Source organism: Amycolatopsis japonica, assembly GCF_000732925.1.
Taxonomy (GTDB): Bacteria; Actinomycetota; Actinomycetes; order Mycobacteriales; family Pseudonocardiaceae; genus Amycolatopsis; species Amycolatopsis japonica.
The window spans coordinates 5405174-5418990 of sequence record NZ_CP008953.1 but is presented as its reverse complement, the minus strand read 5'-3'; the positions used below and the strand labels follow the sequence as shown (position 1 = coordinate 5418990).

Below are 13817 nucleotides of genomic sequence, written 5' to 3'. Positions count from 1 at the left end.
CATGTGGGAAACCGACAGGGAACAGGGAGACCGCGATGGCGGATGACAGGGCGGAAAAGATCCTCGCGGGGCTCGGCGGTGCCGAGAACGTCATCGAGGTCGAGGGGTGCATCACCCGGCTCCGGTGTGAGCTCGAAGACATGAGCCTGCTCGACGAAGCGGCGCTGAAGGCCGCCGGCGCGATGGGCGTCGTGCGCATGGGGGCCGGTGTCCAGGTCATCGTGGGCCCCGAGGCCGACAACATCGCCAGTGAGATCGAGGATCTGCTGTGAGTCTCGAGATCCTCAGCCCGGTGAGCGGCAAGACGACCGCTATGACCGAAGTGCCCGATCCGGTCTTCGCGCAGGCGATGGTCGGCCCCGGCATCGCGGTCCTGCCCTCGGGCGGGCGCCAGGACGCGGTCGCCCCGGTGGACGGGACGGTCGTCACGCTGCATCCGCACGCGTTCGTGGTGGCCACCGAGGACGGCCGCGGCGTGCTGGTCCACCTGGGGATCGACACGGTGAAGCAGAAGGGCGAGGGGTTCACCCTCCACGTCGTCAAGGGTGAGGTCGTCCGCGCCGGGCAGCCGGTCGTCGGCTGGGACCCCGACGCGGTCAAGGCCGCGGGCTACTCGCCGATCGTGCCCGTGGTGGCGCTCGACGCGAAGGCGGAAGTCCTTTCCGGACTGCTCACCGGCGGCGACGTCGAGGCGGGTGACCCGATTTTCACCTGGGACAGCTGAAAGCTCACGAAAAGGGTCCCTTTAGGACGGTGACAACGTCCTAAAGGGACCCTTTTCTTGTTTAGGCCGTGTCCTGTAAGTCTGTTCGATGGGCTTCGTGATCCAGGTGGTTCCTGGCGGTGCGGGCGGATCGGCCTCGTACCGGGTTGTACTCGGCCGCATCCGCCCGTGCCGTCAGGGGCCGCCTGGGCGCGAAGACCGCGAACAAGACTTGCAGGACACGGCCTAGGCCGTGACGACCTGGCCGTTGGTGACCTTGACCGCGATCGAGGGCAGCGGCTGGTCCGCAGGTCCCTTTTTGACCGCGCCGGTCGCGGCGTCGAAGATCGAGTTGTGGCAGGGACATTTCAGCTCCGCGCCCTCGGGGACGACCGCGCACCCCTGGTGCGTGCAGATCGCGCTGAACGCGGCCGCCGTGCCTTCGGCGGTCCTGGTGACGATGACGTCCTTGCCGTCGGCGGTCTTGGCGGCCTTCGCCTGGCCGACCTGGATGTCGGAGAGCGCGGTCAAGGTCTCGCCCGGCGCCGCGGCGGGCGGGGCGGCGGTCGAACCGGACGGCGTGCTGTCGCTTCCGCAGGCCGTGAGGACCACGGCCCCGGCGGCGGCACCGGCGACGGCGGCGCCGGTGGTCAGGACCTTGCGGCGGGAGTGGAGTTCGGCAGTCATGCCCATACACACGGTCCGGGCACCCATCCGGTTCAATTTCGTCGGCCATCGGGTGCCGGATTGAACCGCGAGGCCCTCTTTTCCGTGTTCAAAGGCATAGGGGAACCGAACACGCGGGAAAGAGATACGGACATGATCCGGTGGTTGTTACGGGCGGTGGTGGCGGCCGGCCTCCTCGGCTCGGCGTGGGTGCATTACGTCGTATGGCAGGACTGGGCCTCGGAAACGGCTGTGGTCGGCCCGCTCTTCCTGGTGAACGTCGTGGCGGGCGTGGTCATCGCGATCGCCGTCCTGGTCTGGCACCACTGGCTTCCCGCGCTCGCGGCGGTCGGCTTCGGCCTGGCCACGCTGGGCGCGTACGTGCTCTCGCTGACCACAGGGTTCTTCGGCGTCTCGGAACGCTTCACCACCCAGGCCGAGCTCTGGGGCCTGATCACCGAAGTGGCTTGTGTGGTCTTCGCCCTCCCGCTGCTCCTCAACCGCGAAAGCACGGATCGGTGAAGGAATTCGCGGAGGACCGGCTGATGCGGGCTCTGCACGACGAGCACGCGGCGGCACTCTGGTCCTACGCGCTGCACCTCACCAGCGGCGACCGGGTCCGCGCGGAGGACGTCGTCCAGGAGACCCTGCTGCGGGCCTGGCGCAACGCCAAGGTGCTCGACCAGACCGAGGGCTCGGCGCGAGGCTGGCTGTTCACCGTGGCGAGACGGATCGCCATCGACGACTGGCGGGCCGCCGAGGCGCATCCGGAGGTGGTGACCGGTCAGCCGCCCGAAACGGCGGTCACGGACGGCACGGAACGGGCGGTCCAGGGCTGGCTGGTCGCCGAAGCGCTCGGTGAGCTCTCGCCGAGGCACCGGGACGTCCTGGTCCTGTGCTATTTCCAGGGTTACTCCGTCGCCGACGCTGCGAAGCGGCTGGGTGTGGCCGAAGGGACGATCAAGTCGCGGACGCATTACGCGTTGCGGGCGCTGCGGCTGATATTGGAGGAAAGAGGGGTGACTCAATGACCGACCCCTTCGCCACCTACGACGCGGCCTACGTGCTCGGTGCGTTGTCCCCGGAAGACCGGTTCGCCTACGAGAAACACCTTCGCGTCTGTGACCGGTGCGCGGCGTCCGTGCGCGACCTGGCCGGGATCCCCGGGCTACTCGCCCAGGCGGGCGCTCCCGCCCTGCTGGAGGACGAACCGGCGCCCTCGCCGGAGCTGCTGCCGACCGTGCTCAAACGGGTCCGCCGGGGAAGGCGGATCCAACGGGCGATCACCACCACCGCGGCCGGGTTGGCCGTGGCCGCCGGCGTCGCGCTCGTGGTCGTCCTGACCGGGCCGATGGCGGCGGCGGGCGACCCGATGACCCCGCTCGGCGACTATCCGGTGACCGCCGAAGTCGCCATGTCTGCCACGGACACCGGCACGAAGGTCGACATGACGTGCAGCTACGGCGGCAACCGCACCGGGGACTACATCCTGGTCGCCGTCGGCGCCGACGGCGGTACCAGCGAACTCGCGTCCTGGCGCGCGATGCCCAAGGACACCGCGCATATCGTCGTCGGCACCGCGATGCGGACCGGGGACATCAAGGCGCTCGAGATCCGCACGCCCTCGGGGCTCCCGCTGCTGCGGATGAACCCCTGATCCCGGTGTCATGACAGGTCTTCGGTGCCGGGGGCGAGGCGGATTGCCGCTCGCGCGGAAACTTCGGGCGCCCGGTACCGCTTCGGTCTCCCAAGTACATGAAGGCCCCCATCCTTGCGCCTGGGTACATGAAGGGGGCCTTCACGTACCCAGGCGAACGGCCGCTCCGCGCGCTGCCGTCGGCCGGGCTGAAGGACGCTTCCCCGCATCCCATGCGACGAAAGCTCCCTTCACCGCGTGAGACGCCGTGAAAGCTCCCTTCGGCCCACCACCCCCTGTATCCGTGCGTGAACGGTCCGTTCACGACTTCCGCACCCTCGCCCCACCTGCCGAAAGTGCGTGAAAGTCCCTGTCACGAAAAGAAAGTCTTGCCGCCCGGCCGCCACCGGACGCACTCTTGATCTCGTGTTCACGCCGATCGCCTTCGCGGTGGCGGGCGCCGGATCGGCGCTCGCCACACGCTCCTGCCTGCGCCGGGCCGGAGCGCCGATCACGGCGTGGGCCGCCGCCCTCACCGCGGCGGCGCTCGTCGCGGTCTGCCTCAGGTACCAGTCGGGAGCCTGGCCGTCGTGGTGGCTCACGGTCCCCGCCGTGCTGACCGTCTTCGCGGTCCCGCTCGCGCTCGCCGACCTCAAGTACCGCCGCCTGCCCGACATCCTCACCCTGCCCGCGTACCCGGCGCTGGCCGTCGCGCTGGCGATCGCCGCGTACGGGGGAGGGGCCGCCATCGCGTGGCGGGCGGTGCTGGGCGCGCTGGTCTTCGGCGGGGCGCACGCGCTCGTGCACGCGGTGTCGCCGCGCTCGCTCGGCGCCGGGGATGTGAAGCTAGCCGGCAGTCTCGGCGCGGTCCTCGCCGCGACGGGCTGGCCGTCGATCGTGCTCGGCGCCGTCGCCGCTGCGTTACTGAGCGTGGCGCTCGCGGTGGGCGGACCCCGGCATCCCACGGTGCCGCACGGGCCCGGTCTCCTGGTCGCGGCGTGGGCGCTCGCCGTCTTCGCCGGACCCGGTCCTGGATAGCCCGGCCTGTACCGGGACTTCAGAGGAGGTTGTGACAGGATCTGTCAGGTGTTGCGCTGGATAACCGCAGGGGAATCGCACGGACCCGCCCTCGCCGCCATCCTGGAAGGGATGCCCGCCGGGGTCGAGGTCACCACCGCCGAAGTGGGCGAGCAGCTCGCGCGCCGGAGGCTCGGCTTCGGCCGCAGCCCCCGGATGGGCTTCGAGACCGACCACATCGAGTTCACCGGCGGCGTCCGGCACGGGCTCACCCAGGGCGGCCCCGTCGCGGTCCAGATCGAGAACGCCGAGTGGCCCAAATGGGAAAAGGTCATGTCGGCCGATCCCGTGCCCGCCGAGGAGCTGGAAGGCCTCGCGCGCAACGAGCCGCTGACGCGTCCCCGGCCCGGCCACGCCGATCTGCCCGGCATGCAGAAGTACGGTTTCCCCGAGGCCCGTCCGGTGCTGGAGCGCGCGAGCGCCCGCGAGACGGCGTCCCGCACGGCGCTCGGCACGGTGGCCCGCGCGTACCTCAAGCAGCTGCTCGGGGTCGAGATCCTCAGCCACGTCGTGTCCATCGGCGGCGCCTCGGCGCCCGAGGGGCCGCTCCCGGTGCCGTCGGACCTCCCGGCCATCGACGAGAGCCCGGTCCGCGCCTTCGGCCAGGAGGGGACCGACGCGATGGTCGCCGAGGTCGACGCCGTGCGGAAGGCGGGTGACACCGTCGGCGGCGTGATCGAGGTGATCGCCTACGGTCTGCCGCCGGGCCTCGGCTCGCACGTCCACTGGGACCGCAGGCTCGACGCCCGCCTCGCCGGCGCGCTCATGGGCGTCCAGGCGATGAAGGGCGTGGAGGTCGGCGACGGCTTCACCACGGCCAAGCGCTGGGGTAGCCAGGCCCACGACGAGATCGACCGCGGCACCGGCCCGGTCGGGGTGACCCGCCGGTCCAACCGCGCGGGCGGGCTCGAAGGCGGCATCACCAACGGCGAGCCGCTGCGCGTGCGGGTCGCCATGAAGCCGATCTCGACCGTCCCCAAAGCACTGTCCACTGTGGATGTCACCACCGGCGAACCCGCGGTGGCCATCCACCAGCGTTCCGACGTCTGCGCGGTACCCCGCGCCGGGGTCGTGCTGGAGTCGGTGGTCGCGCTCGTGCTCGCGGACGCCGCGCTGGAGAAGTTCGGCGGCGACTCGCTGATCGAGGGCAAGCGCAACGTCGAGGCCTACCTGAAGGCGCTCGAGGAGCGCTGGTGACCCCTCGCGCGGTGATCATCGGGCCGCCGGGCTCAGGCAAGAGCACGGTCGGCCCGGCGCTCGCCGCCCGGCTCGGTCTCGCCTTCCGCGACAGCGACGACGACATCGTCGCGAGCGCGGGCAAGCCCATCACCGACATCTTCGCCGAGGAGGGCGAGCCCGCCTTCCGCGCGCTGGAGGAGGAGATGGTCGCGAAAGCGCTGGCCGAACACGAAGGCGTCCTCTCCCTGGGCGGGGGAGCACCGATCACGCCGGGCACCCGCGAACGGCTGGCCGGGCACACCGTGATCTTCCTGAACGTCGGGATGGCCGCGGGTGTCCAGCGCGCCGGGCTTTCGACCGCGCGCCCGCTGCTGGCCGGGGTGAACCCCCGCGCCACCTACAAGGCGCTCCTCGACGCGCGCCTGCCGGTGTACCGCGAGGTGGCCACGTTCGAGATCGAGACCGACCGGCTGACCGCCGACGAGGTCGTCGAGGCCGCCCTCATCGGGTTGACCGAGATCAGCAAGGAACGAGCATGAAACGCACCACCGCCGGCGTCCTTCTCGCCGTCATGGCCTTGAGCCTGACCGCGTGCGGCGAGGAGAAGCAGCCTCCCGGCGCGGACGTCGTCCAGACCGGTGCGGCCACCAGCCCCGCGCCGGAGGCCGATGTCGCCGCCGACGTCAAGGTCACCAAATGCGACAGTGACAGCTACACCCCGAAGATCACCATCGAGGTCACCAACAGCACGGGTGAGGACGCGCGGTACGCCGTCACCATTGCGATCAAGGACGCCGAGGGCAAGGCCGCCGGTGAGGCGCTGTTCGCGAAGAACCGGATGACGCCCGGCCAGAAGGTGACCGAAGAGATCCCGGGGGACACCCCGGTCAAGGGCAAGATCACCTGCGAGGTCGCGAGGGCCAAGCGGCTTCCGCCGAAGTGAGGGGAACGATGACCGAGCCGGTCCGCATCACCGTCAACACCGCCAAGCCCTACGACGTCGTCATCGGCCGCGGCCTGCTCGGCGAGCTCACCGAGCAGCTCGCCGACGCCTCCAAGGTCGCGCTGATCCACCCGCCGACGCTGACGACCACCGCCGAGGCCATCCGCGACGAACTGGCCGAGGCCGGGATCGACGCGCACCGGGTCGAGATCCCCGACGCCGAGGACGGCAAGGCGCTCACCGTCGCCAGCTTCTGCTGGGAGGTCCTCGGCCGCATCGGCCTCGACCGCCAGGGCGTGGTCGTCGGGCTCGGCGGCGGCGCCGTGACCGACCTGGCCGGATTCGTCGCCGCCACCTGGATGCGCGGCGTCCGGCTGGTCAACGTGCCCACCACGCTGCTGGGCATGGTCGACGCGTCCCTCGGCGGGAAGACCGGCATCAACACCGAGGCAGGCAAGAACCTGGTCGGCGTCTTCCACGAGCCGAGCGCGGTCCTCGTCGACCTCGCGACGCTGGAAACGTTGCCCCCCAACGAACTCGTCGCCGGAATGGCCGAGGTGGTCAAGGCAGGGTTCATCGCCGACCCGCGGATCGTCGAACTCGTCGAGCAGGATCCCGCCGCGGCGCTGGACACCACCGGCGAGGTCCTCGGCGAGCTGGTCCGCCGCTCGATCCAGGTCAAGGCCGACGTCGTCGCCGCGGATCTGCGCGAATCGGATCTGCGCGAGATCCTGAACTACGGTCACACGCTCGCCCACGCCATCGAACGCCGTGAGCGGTACCGGTGGCGTCACGGCGCGGCGGTCAGCGTCGGCCTGGTGTTCGCCGCCGAGCTCGCGCGACTGGCCGGCCGTCTCGACGACGCCACCGCCGAGCGGCACTCCAGGGTGCTCAAGCTGCTGGGCCTGCCGACCACCTACGACCCCGACGCGCTCCCTCAGCTGCTGGAGACGATGAAGGGCGACAAGAAGACCCGTTCGGGCGTGCTGCGGTTCGTCGTCCTCGACGGGCTCGCGAAGCCCGGCAGGCTGGAAGGCCCGGACCCGTCGCTGCTCGCCGCGGCGTACTCGGTGGTGGCGGGCGACGCCCCCAAGCCCGGCGGGAGTGTGCTGCTGTGAAGGTGCTCGTCCTCAACGGCCCCAACCTCGGCAGGCTCGGCCTGCGCGAACCCGGCATCTACGGTTCGGCCACGCACGCGGATCTGGCCGCCACCTGCGTCGAAACCGGCAAGGAACTGGGGATCGACGTCGAGGTCCGGCAGACCGACCACGAGGGCGAGATGGTCGGCTGGCTGCACGAAGCCGCCGACGCTGGCTGGCCGGTGGTGCTCAACGCCGCCGCGTGGACGCACTACTCGATCGCCGTCCGCGACGCCGCCGCTCAGCTGAAGGCGCCGCTGATCGAACTGCACATCTCCAACGTGCACAAACGCGAGGCGTTCCGGCACCACAGCGTGCTGTCGGACATCGCCACCGCGGTGATCGCCGGGCTCGGGGTCGACGGCTACCCGCTGGCCCTGCGCTGGATGGCCGCGAACGCGGCGTGAACAACCCTCCCGAGCTCAAGACCACGAGGCTGCGGCTGCGCGCGCTGACCGAGGCCGACACCGGCGCGATCATCGGGCTTTTCGCCGACCCGGCGATGAGCGCGCATTTCGCGGTGCCGCTCACCGAGCCGGACCGCGTTCGCGAAATGGTCGGCCGCAGGCTGTCCTACGACGGCCCGGCGGGCATGGGGCACTGGGCGATCGAACGCGACGGCGAAGTGATCGGGCTCGCGCATCTGCGGCCGTCGCAAGAGCTTCCCGGCGACGTTCCGGAGCTCGGCTACTACCTGTCGCGGGCGCACGGCGGGCAAGGTCTGGCGACCGAGGCCGCCAAGGCGCTGCTGGAGCACGGACTCGTCGGGCTCGGCCTGTCGTCGGTGTGGGCGCTGGTCGGCGAGTCCAATGTGGCCAGTCAGAACCTGGTGCGGCGTTTGGGTTTCCTCGATGTCGGCGGCGGTGACCACTACGGCAGCGGGCCGCATCGCGTCTTCGTCGCGCTGCCTTCGGACCACGGCCGCGCGCACCACATCGAGCTTTGGGTACCCGATCTCGGCCGCGCGGAGGAGAGCTGGGGCTGGCTGCTGGGCGAACTCGGCTGGCGGGAGTTCCAGCGCTGGCCCGCCGGGGTCAGCTGGAAGCACGGCGCGACCTACCTCGTCGTCGAGCGTTCTCCGGCCCTCAGCGGGGAAAAGCACGACCGCACCGCGCCGGGTCTGAACCACCTCGCCCTGCATGTCGAGTCACGCGATCGGGTGGATGAACTGGCTTCGAAAGCCGTCGAACACGGCTGGTCGCCGATGTTCGCGGACCGCTATCCGAATGCGGGCGGTGACCATCACTACGCCGCCTACCTCGAAAACGCCGACGGCTTCGAAGTGGAATTGGTCGCCCTCCCGGGTACTGACGTCACCCGGCTGGGTTAAGCCTCGCTACACTCGGCCATCATGCGCCTTTTTCGTGGGGGTCGGCGACCCGCCCGTGCCGTGGTGGCCGTCGTCGCGGCGGGCGCGGTCCTCGCGGCGTGCAGCGACGGGAACGTGCAGTCCCAGGCCGACGGCAAGGGCGGCGGGATCGGCGGAGCCCAGCAGGCGCCCCAGGAGAAGCCGCGGCCGATGGACGTCGTACTCGCGACGAGCGATCCCCGGGCCAGCGGAGGCGTGGTCGCCGCGGGCGATCAGGACGCGGTCTACAACTACAGCCCGACCGTGATGCGGGACGGCGGCAAGCTCAAGATGTGGTGGTGCAGCCAGTACGGCAGCGCCCAGCCGCCCGGTGACGACGTCCTCTACGCGCAGTCGCCCTCGCTCGACGGCCCCTTCACCGGCCCGTCCGGCGGCGGCCCGGCGGCGGTGTTCTCCGGCGCGCCCGGCGGTTTCGACGGCATGCACACCTGCGACCCGTCGGTGATCAAGGTCGGCTCGACCTACTACATGTATTACACCGGCGCGGCGGGCGATCACGCCCTCGGCAACTCGATCGGCCTCGCGACCAGCCCCGACGGGCTCACCTGGACCCGTGCCGCGGGCGGGCGGCCGATCATCGGACCGGCGCACGACGTCCACCGCGCCAACGTCTACGGCGCGGGCCAGCCCTCGGCGGTGTACCTCGACGGCTGGTTCTACGTGCTCTTCACCGACACCACGGCGAAGGCCGCCGGGTGGAACGGCGCCGGGCAGTTCCTGCTCCGCGCCAAGGACGCGGCGTTCACCCGGGGCGTGGAGACGCTGGGGGAGCAGGGCTTCGTCGCCAAGCCCACCACGATCTCGCCGCGCACCCGCTCGCTGGTCGACGGATTCAGCACCGACCTCATGTGGGTCGGTTCGCTCGACGCCTTCGTGATCGCGCACGAGACCGACGCCGGCACCACGCTCACCTTCTGGACCAGGGACTTCACCGCGCAGCCGTACCGGCCGGCGCTCATCCCTGGCGCCTGGAAGGAGGGTCCCGGCCTGGTCCGGCGGCCCGACGGGCACGCGCCGCTCACGTCGGGCGACGTCTGCGACCGGGTGCCCTTCGACGTCGTCCGCGCCACGATCATCGGCGGCGCGGGGGCGCCGACCGACCTCAAGCATTTCGGCCTGGACGTCCGCGGCTCGCGGGCGTGCGACGGCGACGCCCGGCTCCGGACCTCGTTCGAAGGCGTCGCGATGCCGTCACCGCAGCGGACCATCGACCTGGTCGCCGACGGCAAGCTGGTGCGGGTCGACCGGCGCTCGGTGGCGGCCGCGCTCGCGGGTGAAGTGCTGGACCAACGCCTCAAGGTCGTCGACAGGTTCCCGCAGGCCGCGCGGCTGAGCGCCGGGGCGAAGACGGTGCACGCGCCCGGTCGCGGGTACGGCGTGGTGCTCGACGGCAAGTTGTACGCGGTGCCTGACGCGGGGACGGCGGCGCTGAACGACTCGGCCGTCGAAGAGATCGGCGATCAGGCTTGGGATGGCTTCCCGGCCGGTTTCTCGCTCGCCGGCTGATCCTCGTCGTCGCCGGTCCTGGTGATGCGGCCGCCGACGAACAGGCCGATCCCGGCCGGGATGAGCACCAGCAGGGCCGAGAAGGCGGCGCCGCCGGTGAGCGCGCCGCCGAGCTCCGAAGCGCCGGTCTGGTCGACGAACACCGCGCGGCCGATCACGTACAGCACGCCCGAGACCGGGCCGGCGATGAGCGCCGCGATGAACCAGTTCTTGCCGCGTTCGGGTTTGCCCTGCCAGGCGTCCACGGCGCCCCAGCCCGCCGCCGCGCCGACCAGGACGGCGAGGGCGAGGGAGGTGACGAGGGTCTTGTCGGTGGGGTTGAAGACCTCGTACTTGGCCAGCACGGTGACGGCCGCGCCGTGCAGCAGCGCCATCACGAGTCCACGAGTCAGCCACGGTGCCATTGGAGAAGCTTAACTCGCCAGTAGCGACCTACGCGCCCACGTGCCGGTGGGTGTTCGGTCCTCCGGTCTGTGAAGGCCTCCTTGCCTACCCTGAAGGTAGTGAAGGAGGCCTTCACGCGGCGATGCTGTGACTGGTGGGGTTGTTGGGGCGAACGGCGTTTTCCCGGTCCGTGAAGGCCTCCTTGAGGGACCCAGAGTCCCTCAAGGAGGCCTTCACGGACCACCCCACCCCACAGTGAACGCAAGCAGCAGGCGAAACGCGTGCCACCGGCGGCCCACCCCCTAAACTCCATGACGTGCGTGAATACTTCTCTCGCCGCCGCGCGGCGCTGCGTTCCCTGCTGGCCGACTCCGGAGTGGACGCGCTGCTGGTCACGGACCTGCTCAACATCAGGTACCTGACCGGCTTCACCGGGTCCAACGCCGCTCTCCTCGTCCACGGGAGCGGCGACGACAAGACGATCTTCTGCACCGACGGCCGCTACCAGGTCCAGTCGGCGACGGAGGTGCCCGACCTCGAACGGGTGCTGGACCGCGCGAGCGCGGCGAAGCTGGCCGATCTGGCGGCCGAGAAGAAGCTCGGCAAGACCGGCTTCGAGAGCCAGCACGTGAGCGTCGAGCAGCACGAGGACCTCAAGGTCCGCTTCGACCGTGTCGAGCTGGTCCGGACGCCGGGGCTCGTCGAGCAGTTGCGGCTGGTCAAGGACGAGCAGGAGATCGAGGCGCTGCGCCAGGCGTGCGCGGCGGCCGACCGGGCGCTCGAGGACCTGGTGTCCGCCGGCGGGCTCCGCCCGGGCCGCACCGAGCTCGACGTCGCCCGCGACCTCGAGAATCGCATGCTCGGCCACGGGTCGACCGGGCCTTCGTTCGACACGATCGTCGCGGCGGGCGCGAACTCCGCGATCCCGCACCACCGGCCGACCTCGGCCGTGCTCGCGACCGGCGGGTTCGTCAAGATCGACTTCGGGGCCACGGTCGACGGCTACCACTCCGACATGACGCGCACGTTCGTCATCGGCAAGCCCGCGGCGTGGCAGGAGGAGATCTACGAGCTGGTCCAGCGCGCGCAGGCGGCGGGCTGCGACGCCGTCCTGCCCGGCGCCGAAGTGTCCGAAGTGGACAAAGCGGCCCGTGGCGTGATCGTCGAGGCGGGGCGCGGCGAGGAGTTCGGCCACGGCCTCGGGCACGGCGTCGGACTGCAGGTGCACGAGGCGCCCAGCCTCGCCACCACCGGCGTCGGTACACTGTCCGCCGGTATGGCCGTCACCGTCGAGCCTGGTGTGTATCTGCCCGGACGCGGAGGCGTGCGCATCGAGGACACGCTGGTCGTGCGGGAAGGTACGCCCGAACTCCTCACGCTGAGCACCAAGGAACTCGTGGTCGTCTGACGACGGCCCGGAAGATCGACACAGGAGACTGCACACTCGTGGCCACCACCAACGACCTGAAGAACGGGCTCGTCCTCAACCTCGACGGCCAGCTCTGGACCGTCACCGCGTTCCAGCACGTCAAGCCGGGCAAGGGCGGCGCGTTCGTCCGCACCACGCTCAAGCACGTGCTCACCGGCAAGGTCGTCGACAAGACCTTCAACGCGGGGACGAAGGTCGACACGGCCACCGTCGACCGCCGCAACATGACGTACCTGTACAAGGACGGCGCGGACTTCGTGTTCATGGACGCGGAGACCTACGACCAGATCACCGTCCTGGCCGAGACCGTCGGCGACAACGCGAACTACCTGCTCGAGAACTTCGAGGTCCAGGTCGCGGTGCACGAGGGCACGCCGCTGTACATCGAGCTGCCGACCTCGGTCGAGCTCATCGTCCAGCACACCGACCCCGGCCTGCAGGGCGACCGCTCCACCGGTGGCACCAAGCCCGCCACCCTGGAGACCGGCGCCGAGATCCAGGTGCCGCTGTTCCTCACCACCGGCGAGAAGATCAAGGTCGACACCCGCGACGGCCGCTACCTGGGCCGCGTTTCCAGCTGATGGCCGACTCAGCCAAATCGGGCAAGTCGCCGAACCGCGGCGGGCCGATCAGCCGTCGTCAGGCCCGCAAGCGCGCGGTCGAGATGATGTACGAGGCCGCCCAGCGGGGTGCCGACGCGGTGACGCTGCTGGCGGACCGGGTCGGTTCGGTCGAGGTCGACCCGATCGCGGACTACACGATCTCGCTGGTCGAGGGCGTCACCGGCCGCAAGACCCAGATCGACGAGCTGCTCGCGGAGCACGCTCAGGGCTGGACGCTGGACCGGATGCCGCCGGTGGACCTGGCGGTGCTGCGGGTCGGCGTCTACGAGCTGCTGTGGGCCGAGGACGTGCCGGACCCGGTCGCCATCGACGAGGCCGTCGGGCTGGCGAAGGAACTGTCGACCGACGATTCGCCGCGTTTCGTCAACGGCGTGCTCGGCCGGATCGGCACGATCGCCGACAGGCTCCGCGCGGTCCTCTAGAAGACGTACGACAACGGGCCGTGTCCTCTGCCGAGGGCACGGCCCGTTCTCGTGCTCGGTGGTGCCGGTTGGCGTTTCCGGTCCCCCCGGACCGAAAACGTCGCCATCTCTAGTCCTCTTTGGACGGTCGAGCCTCGGGCGGCAGCACACCCCAGTCGATCAGCTGCTCGGTGAGCTCACCGGGGGTCATGTCGTAGATGATCGCCAGCGAACGCAGGTCCTCGGTGCGGATGGAGAGCACCTTGCCGTTGTAGTCGCCGCGCTGGCTCTGGATGGTGGCGGCGTAGCGGGCGAGCGGCCCGACCTTCTCCGCCGGGAGCTGTTGGAGCCGCTCCAGGTTGATGACGATCTTCGTGGCGGGCTCGGCGCCCGACGGCACCCGGCCCTCCGGCAGCAGCTCGACCACCGGGACGCCGTAGAAATCGGCGAGCTCGGCGAGCTTCTGCACGGTGACGGCGCGGTCGCCGCGCTCGTACGAACCGACGACGACGGCCTTCCAGCGGCCTCCGGACTTCTGCTCGACCCCGTGCAGGGACAGGCCCTGCTGCTGGCGGATCCCGCGGAGCTTGGCCCCGAGCGCCTTGGCGTAATCGCCCATCTGGTGGTTCTCCGTTTCCTCACCCCCAACCGGTCGGGGTGACCGGTCCAGGGGACTCCTAGAGTCGAATACTCAGAGTAATGGTTACGCATAGTTGTCACCAGGTCAAGCGGGTGCTTTCGAGAGGCCTTCGTCACCTGGGG

General features: G+C 70.4%; 18 protein-coding genes and 1 pseudogene. 16 read left to right on the top strand and 3 right to left on the bottom strand.

Translation table 11 applies throughout. The features are described 5' to 3' along the window. Positions 1-26: 26 nt before the first annotated feature. Both AJAP_RS24895 and AJAP_RS24890 read left to right on the top strand, forming a co-directional pair. Positions 27-272 (top strand): annotated as a pseudogene (locus AJAP_RS24895) (glucose PTS transporter subunit EIIB); the annotation flags it as partial. Then, the gene (locus AJAP_RS24890) at positions 269-724 is read left to right on the top strand and encodes a PTS sugar transporter subunit IIA (RefSeq protein WP_038515617.1); all 456 of its coding nucleotides are present in this window, start codon (positions 269-271) and stop codon (positions 722-724) included. The pseudogene AJAP_RS24895 and the gene AJAP_RS24890, both read left to right, overlap by 4 nt. Positions 725-949: 225 nt before the next feature. On the opposite strand, the gene AJAP_RS24885 is transcribed toward AJAP_RS24890, so the two are convergent. Beyond that, the gene (locus tag AJAP_RS24885; protein WP_038523827.1) at positions 950-1390 is read right to left on the bottom strand and encodes a QcrA and Rieske domain-containing protein; all 441 of its coding nucleotides are present in this window, start codon (positions 1388-1390) and stop codon (positions 950-952) included. Between the two features lie 132 nt (positions 1391-1522). On the opposite strand from AJAP_RS24885, the gene AJAP_RS24880 reads away from it, so the two are divergent. The 11 genes from AJAP_RS24880 to AJAP_RS24830 all read left to right on the top strand — a co-directional run bounded on the left by AJAP_RS24880 (position 1523) and on the right by AJAP_RS24830 (position 10218). Next, a complete protein-coding gene (locus AJAP_RS24880; protein WP_038515616.1) occupies positions 1523-1891 on the top strand; it encodes a hypothetical protein in 369 nt (122 codons plus the stop codon). Then, complete coding sequence (locus AJAP_RS24875) at positions 1888-2400, top strand: sigma-70 family RNA polymerase sigma factor (protein ID WP_073846967.1); 513 nt, start codon at positions 1888-1890, stop codon at positions 2398-2400. Before AJAP_RS24880 ends, AJAP_RS24875 begins: the two co-directional genes overlap by 4 nt. Beyond that, positions 2397-3026: an anti-sigma factor family protein gene (locus AJAP_RS24870; RefSeq protein WP_038515614.1), complete on the top strand. Its 630-nt coding sequence runs from the start codon at positions 2397-2399 to the stop codon at positions 3024-3026. The genes AJAP_RS24875 and AJAP_RS24870 overlap by 4 nt, the downstream gene beginning before the upstream one ends. Positions 3027-3431: 405 nt before the next feature. Next, entirely contained in the window at positions 3432-4043 is a 612-nt protein-coding gene (locus tag AJAP_RS24865) for a prepilin peptidase (RefSeq protein ID WP_038515612.1), read from the top strand. 48 nt (positions 4044-4091) lie between these two features. Continuing rightward, positions 4092-5279 carry a chorismate synthase gene (aroC, locus tag AJAP_RS24860; RefSeq protein ID WP_037343929.1) on the top strand — a complete coding sequence of 396 codons (1188 nt, stop codon included), beginning with the start codon at positions 4092-4094 and terminating at the stop codon, positions 5277-5279. Continuing rightward, positions 5276-5800: a shikimate kinase gene (locus tag AJAP_RS24855; RefSeq protein ID WP_084098334.1), complete on the top strand. Its 525-nt coding sequence runs from the start codon at positions 5276-5278 to the stop codon at positions 5798-5800. The genes aroC and AJAP_RS24855 overlap by 4 nt, the downstream gene beginning before the upstream one ends. Continuing rightward, positions 5797-6204 (top strand): hypothetical protein, encoded by a 408-nt coding sequence (locus tag AJAP_RS24850; protein ID WP_038515610.1) that lies wholly within the window; start codon positions 5797-5799, stop codon positions 6202-6204. Before AJAP_RS24855 ends, AJAP_RS24850 begins: the two co-directional genes overlap by 4 nt. Positions 6205-6212: 8 nt before the next feature. Further along, positions 6213-7322 carry a 3-dehydroquinate synthase gene (gene aroB, locus AJAP_RS24845; RefSeq protein WP_038515608.1) on the top strand — a complete coding sequence of 370 codons (1110 nt, stop codon included), beginning with the start codon at positions 6213-6215 and terminating at the stop codon, positions 7320-7322. After that, positions 7319-7750 (top strand): type II 3-dehydroquinate dehydratase, encoded by a 432-nt coding sequence (gene aroQ / locus AJAP_RS24840; RefSeq protein WP_038515606.1) that lies wholly within the window; start codon positions 7319-7321, stop codon positions 7748-7750. Before aroB ends, aroQ begins: the two co-directional genes overlap by 4 nt. After that, positions 7747-8673, top strand: a complete 927-nt coding sequence (locus tag AJAP_RS24835; RefSeq protein WP_038515604.1) for a GNAT family N-acetyltransferase — start codon at positions 7747-7749, stop codon at positions 8671-8673. The genes aroQ and AJAP_RS24835 overlap by 4 nt, the downstream gene beginning before the upstream one ends. Positions 8674-8733: 60 nt before the next feature. Beyond that, complete coding sequence (locus tag AJAP_RS24830) at positions 8734-10218, top strand: glycoside hydrolase family protein (RefSeq protein WP_038515602.1); 1485 nt, start codon at positions 8734-8736, stop codon at positions 10216-10218. On the opposite strand, the gene AJAP_RS24825 is transcribed toward AJAP_RS24830, so the two are convergent. Beyond that, positions 10173-10592 carry a B-4DMT family transporter gene (locus tag AJAP_RS24825; RefSeq protein ID WP_038515600.1) on the bottom strand — a complete coding sequence of 140 codons (420 nt, stop codon included), beginning with the start codon at positions 10590-10592 and terminating at the stop codon, positions 10173-10175. The genes AJAP_RS24830 and AJAP_RS24825 overlap by 46 nt on opposite strands. Before the next feature lie 326 nt (positions 10593-10918). Between AJAP_RS24825 and AJAP_RS24820 the strand changes: the two genes are divergently transcribed. Genes AJAP_RS24820 through nusB form a run of 3 tightly spaced genes read left to right on the top strand, consistent with a single transcriptional unit; the run spans position 10919 to position 13076 of the window. Beyond that, positions 10919-12010, top strand: coding sequence for a M24 family metallopeptidase (locus tag AJAP_RS24820; RefSeq protein WP_038515599.1), 1092 nt, complete (start codon positions 10919-10921; stop codon positions 12008-12010). Between the two features lie 38 nt (positions 12011-12048). Next, positions 12049-12612: an elongation factor P gene (efp, locus tag AJAP_RS24815; RefSeq protein ID WP_038515597.1), complete on the top strand. Its 564-nt coding sequence runs from the start codon at positions 12049-12051 to the stop codon at positions 12610-12612. Beyond that, positions 12612-13076, top strand: a complete 465-nt coding sequence (gene nusB, locus AJAP_RS24810) for a transcription antitermination factor NusB (RefSeq protein ID WP_016333098.1) — start codon at positions 12612-12614, stop codon at positions 13074-13076. The genes efp and nusB overlap by 1 nt, the downstream gene beginning before the upstream one ends. 109 nt (positions 13077-13185) lie before the next feature. Here nusB and bldD read toward each other — a convergent pair whose 3' ends face one another. Continuing rightward, a complete protein-coding gene (bldD, locus tag AJAP_RS24805) occupies positions 13186-13674 on the bottom strand; it encodes a transcriptional regulator BldD (protein ID WP_003096372.1) in 489 nt (162 codons plus the stop codon). Positions 13675-13817: the final 143 nt, after the last annotated feature.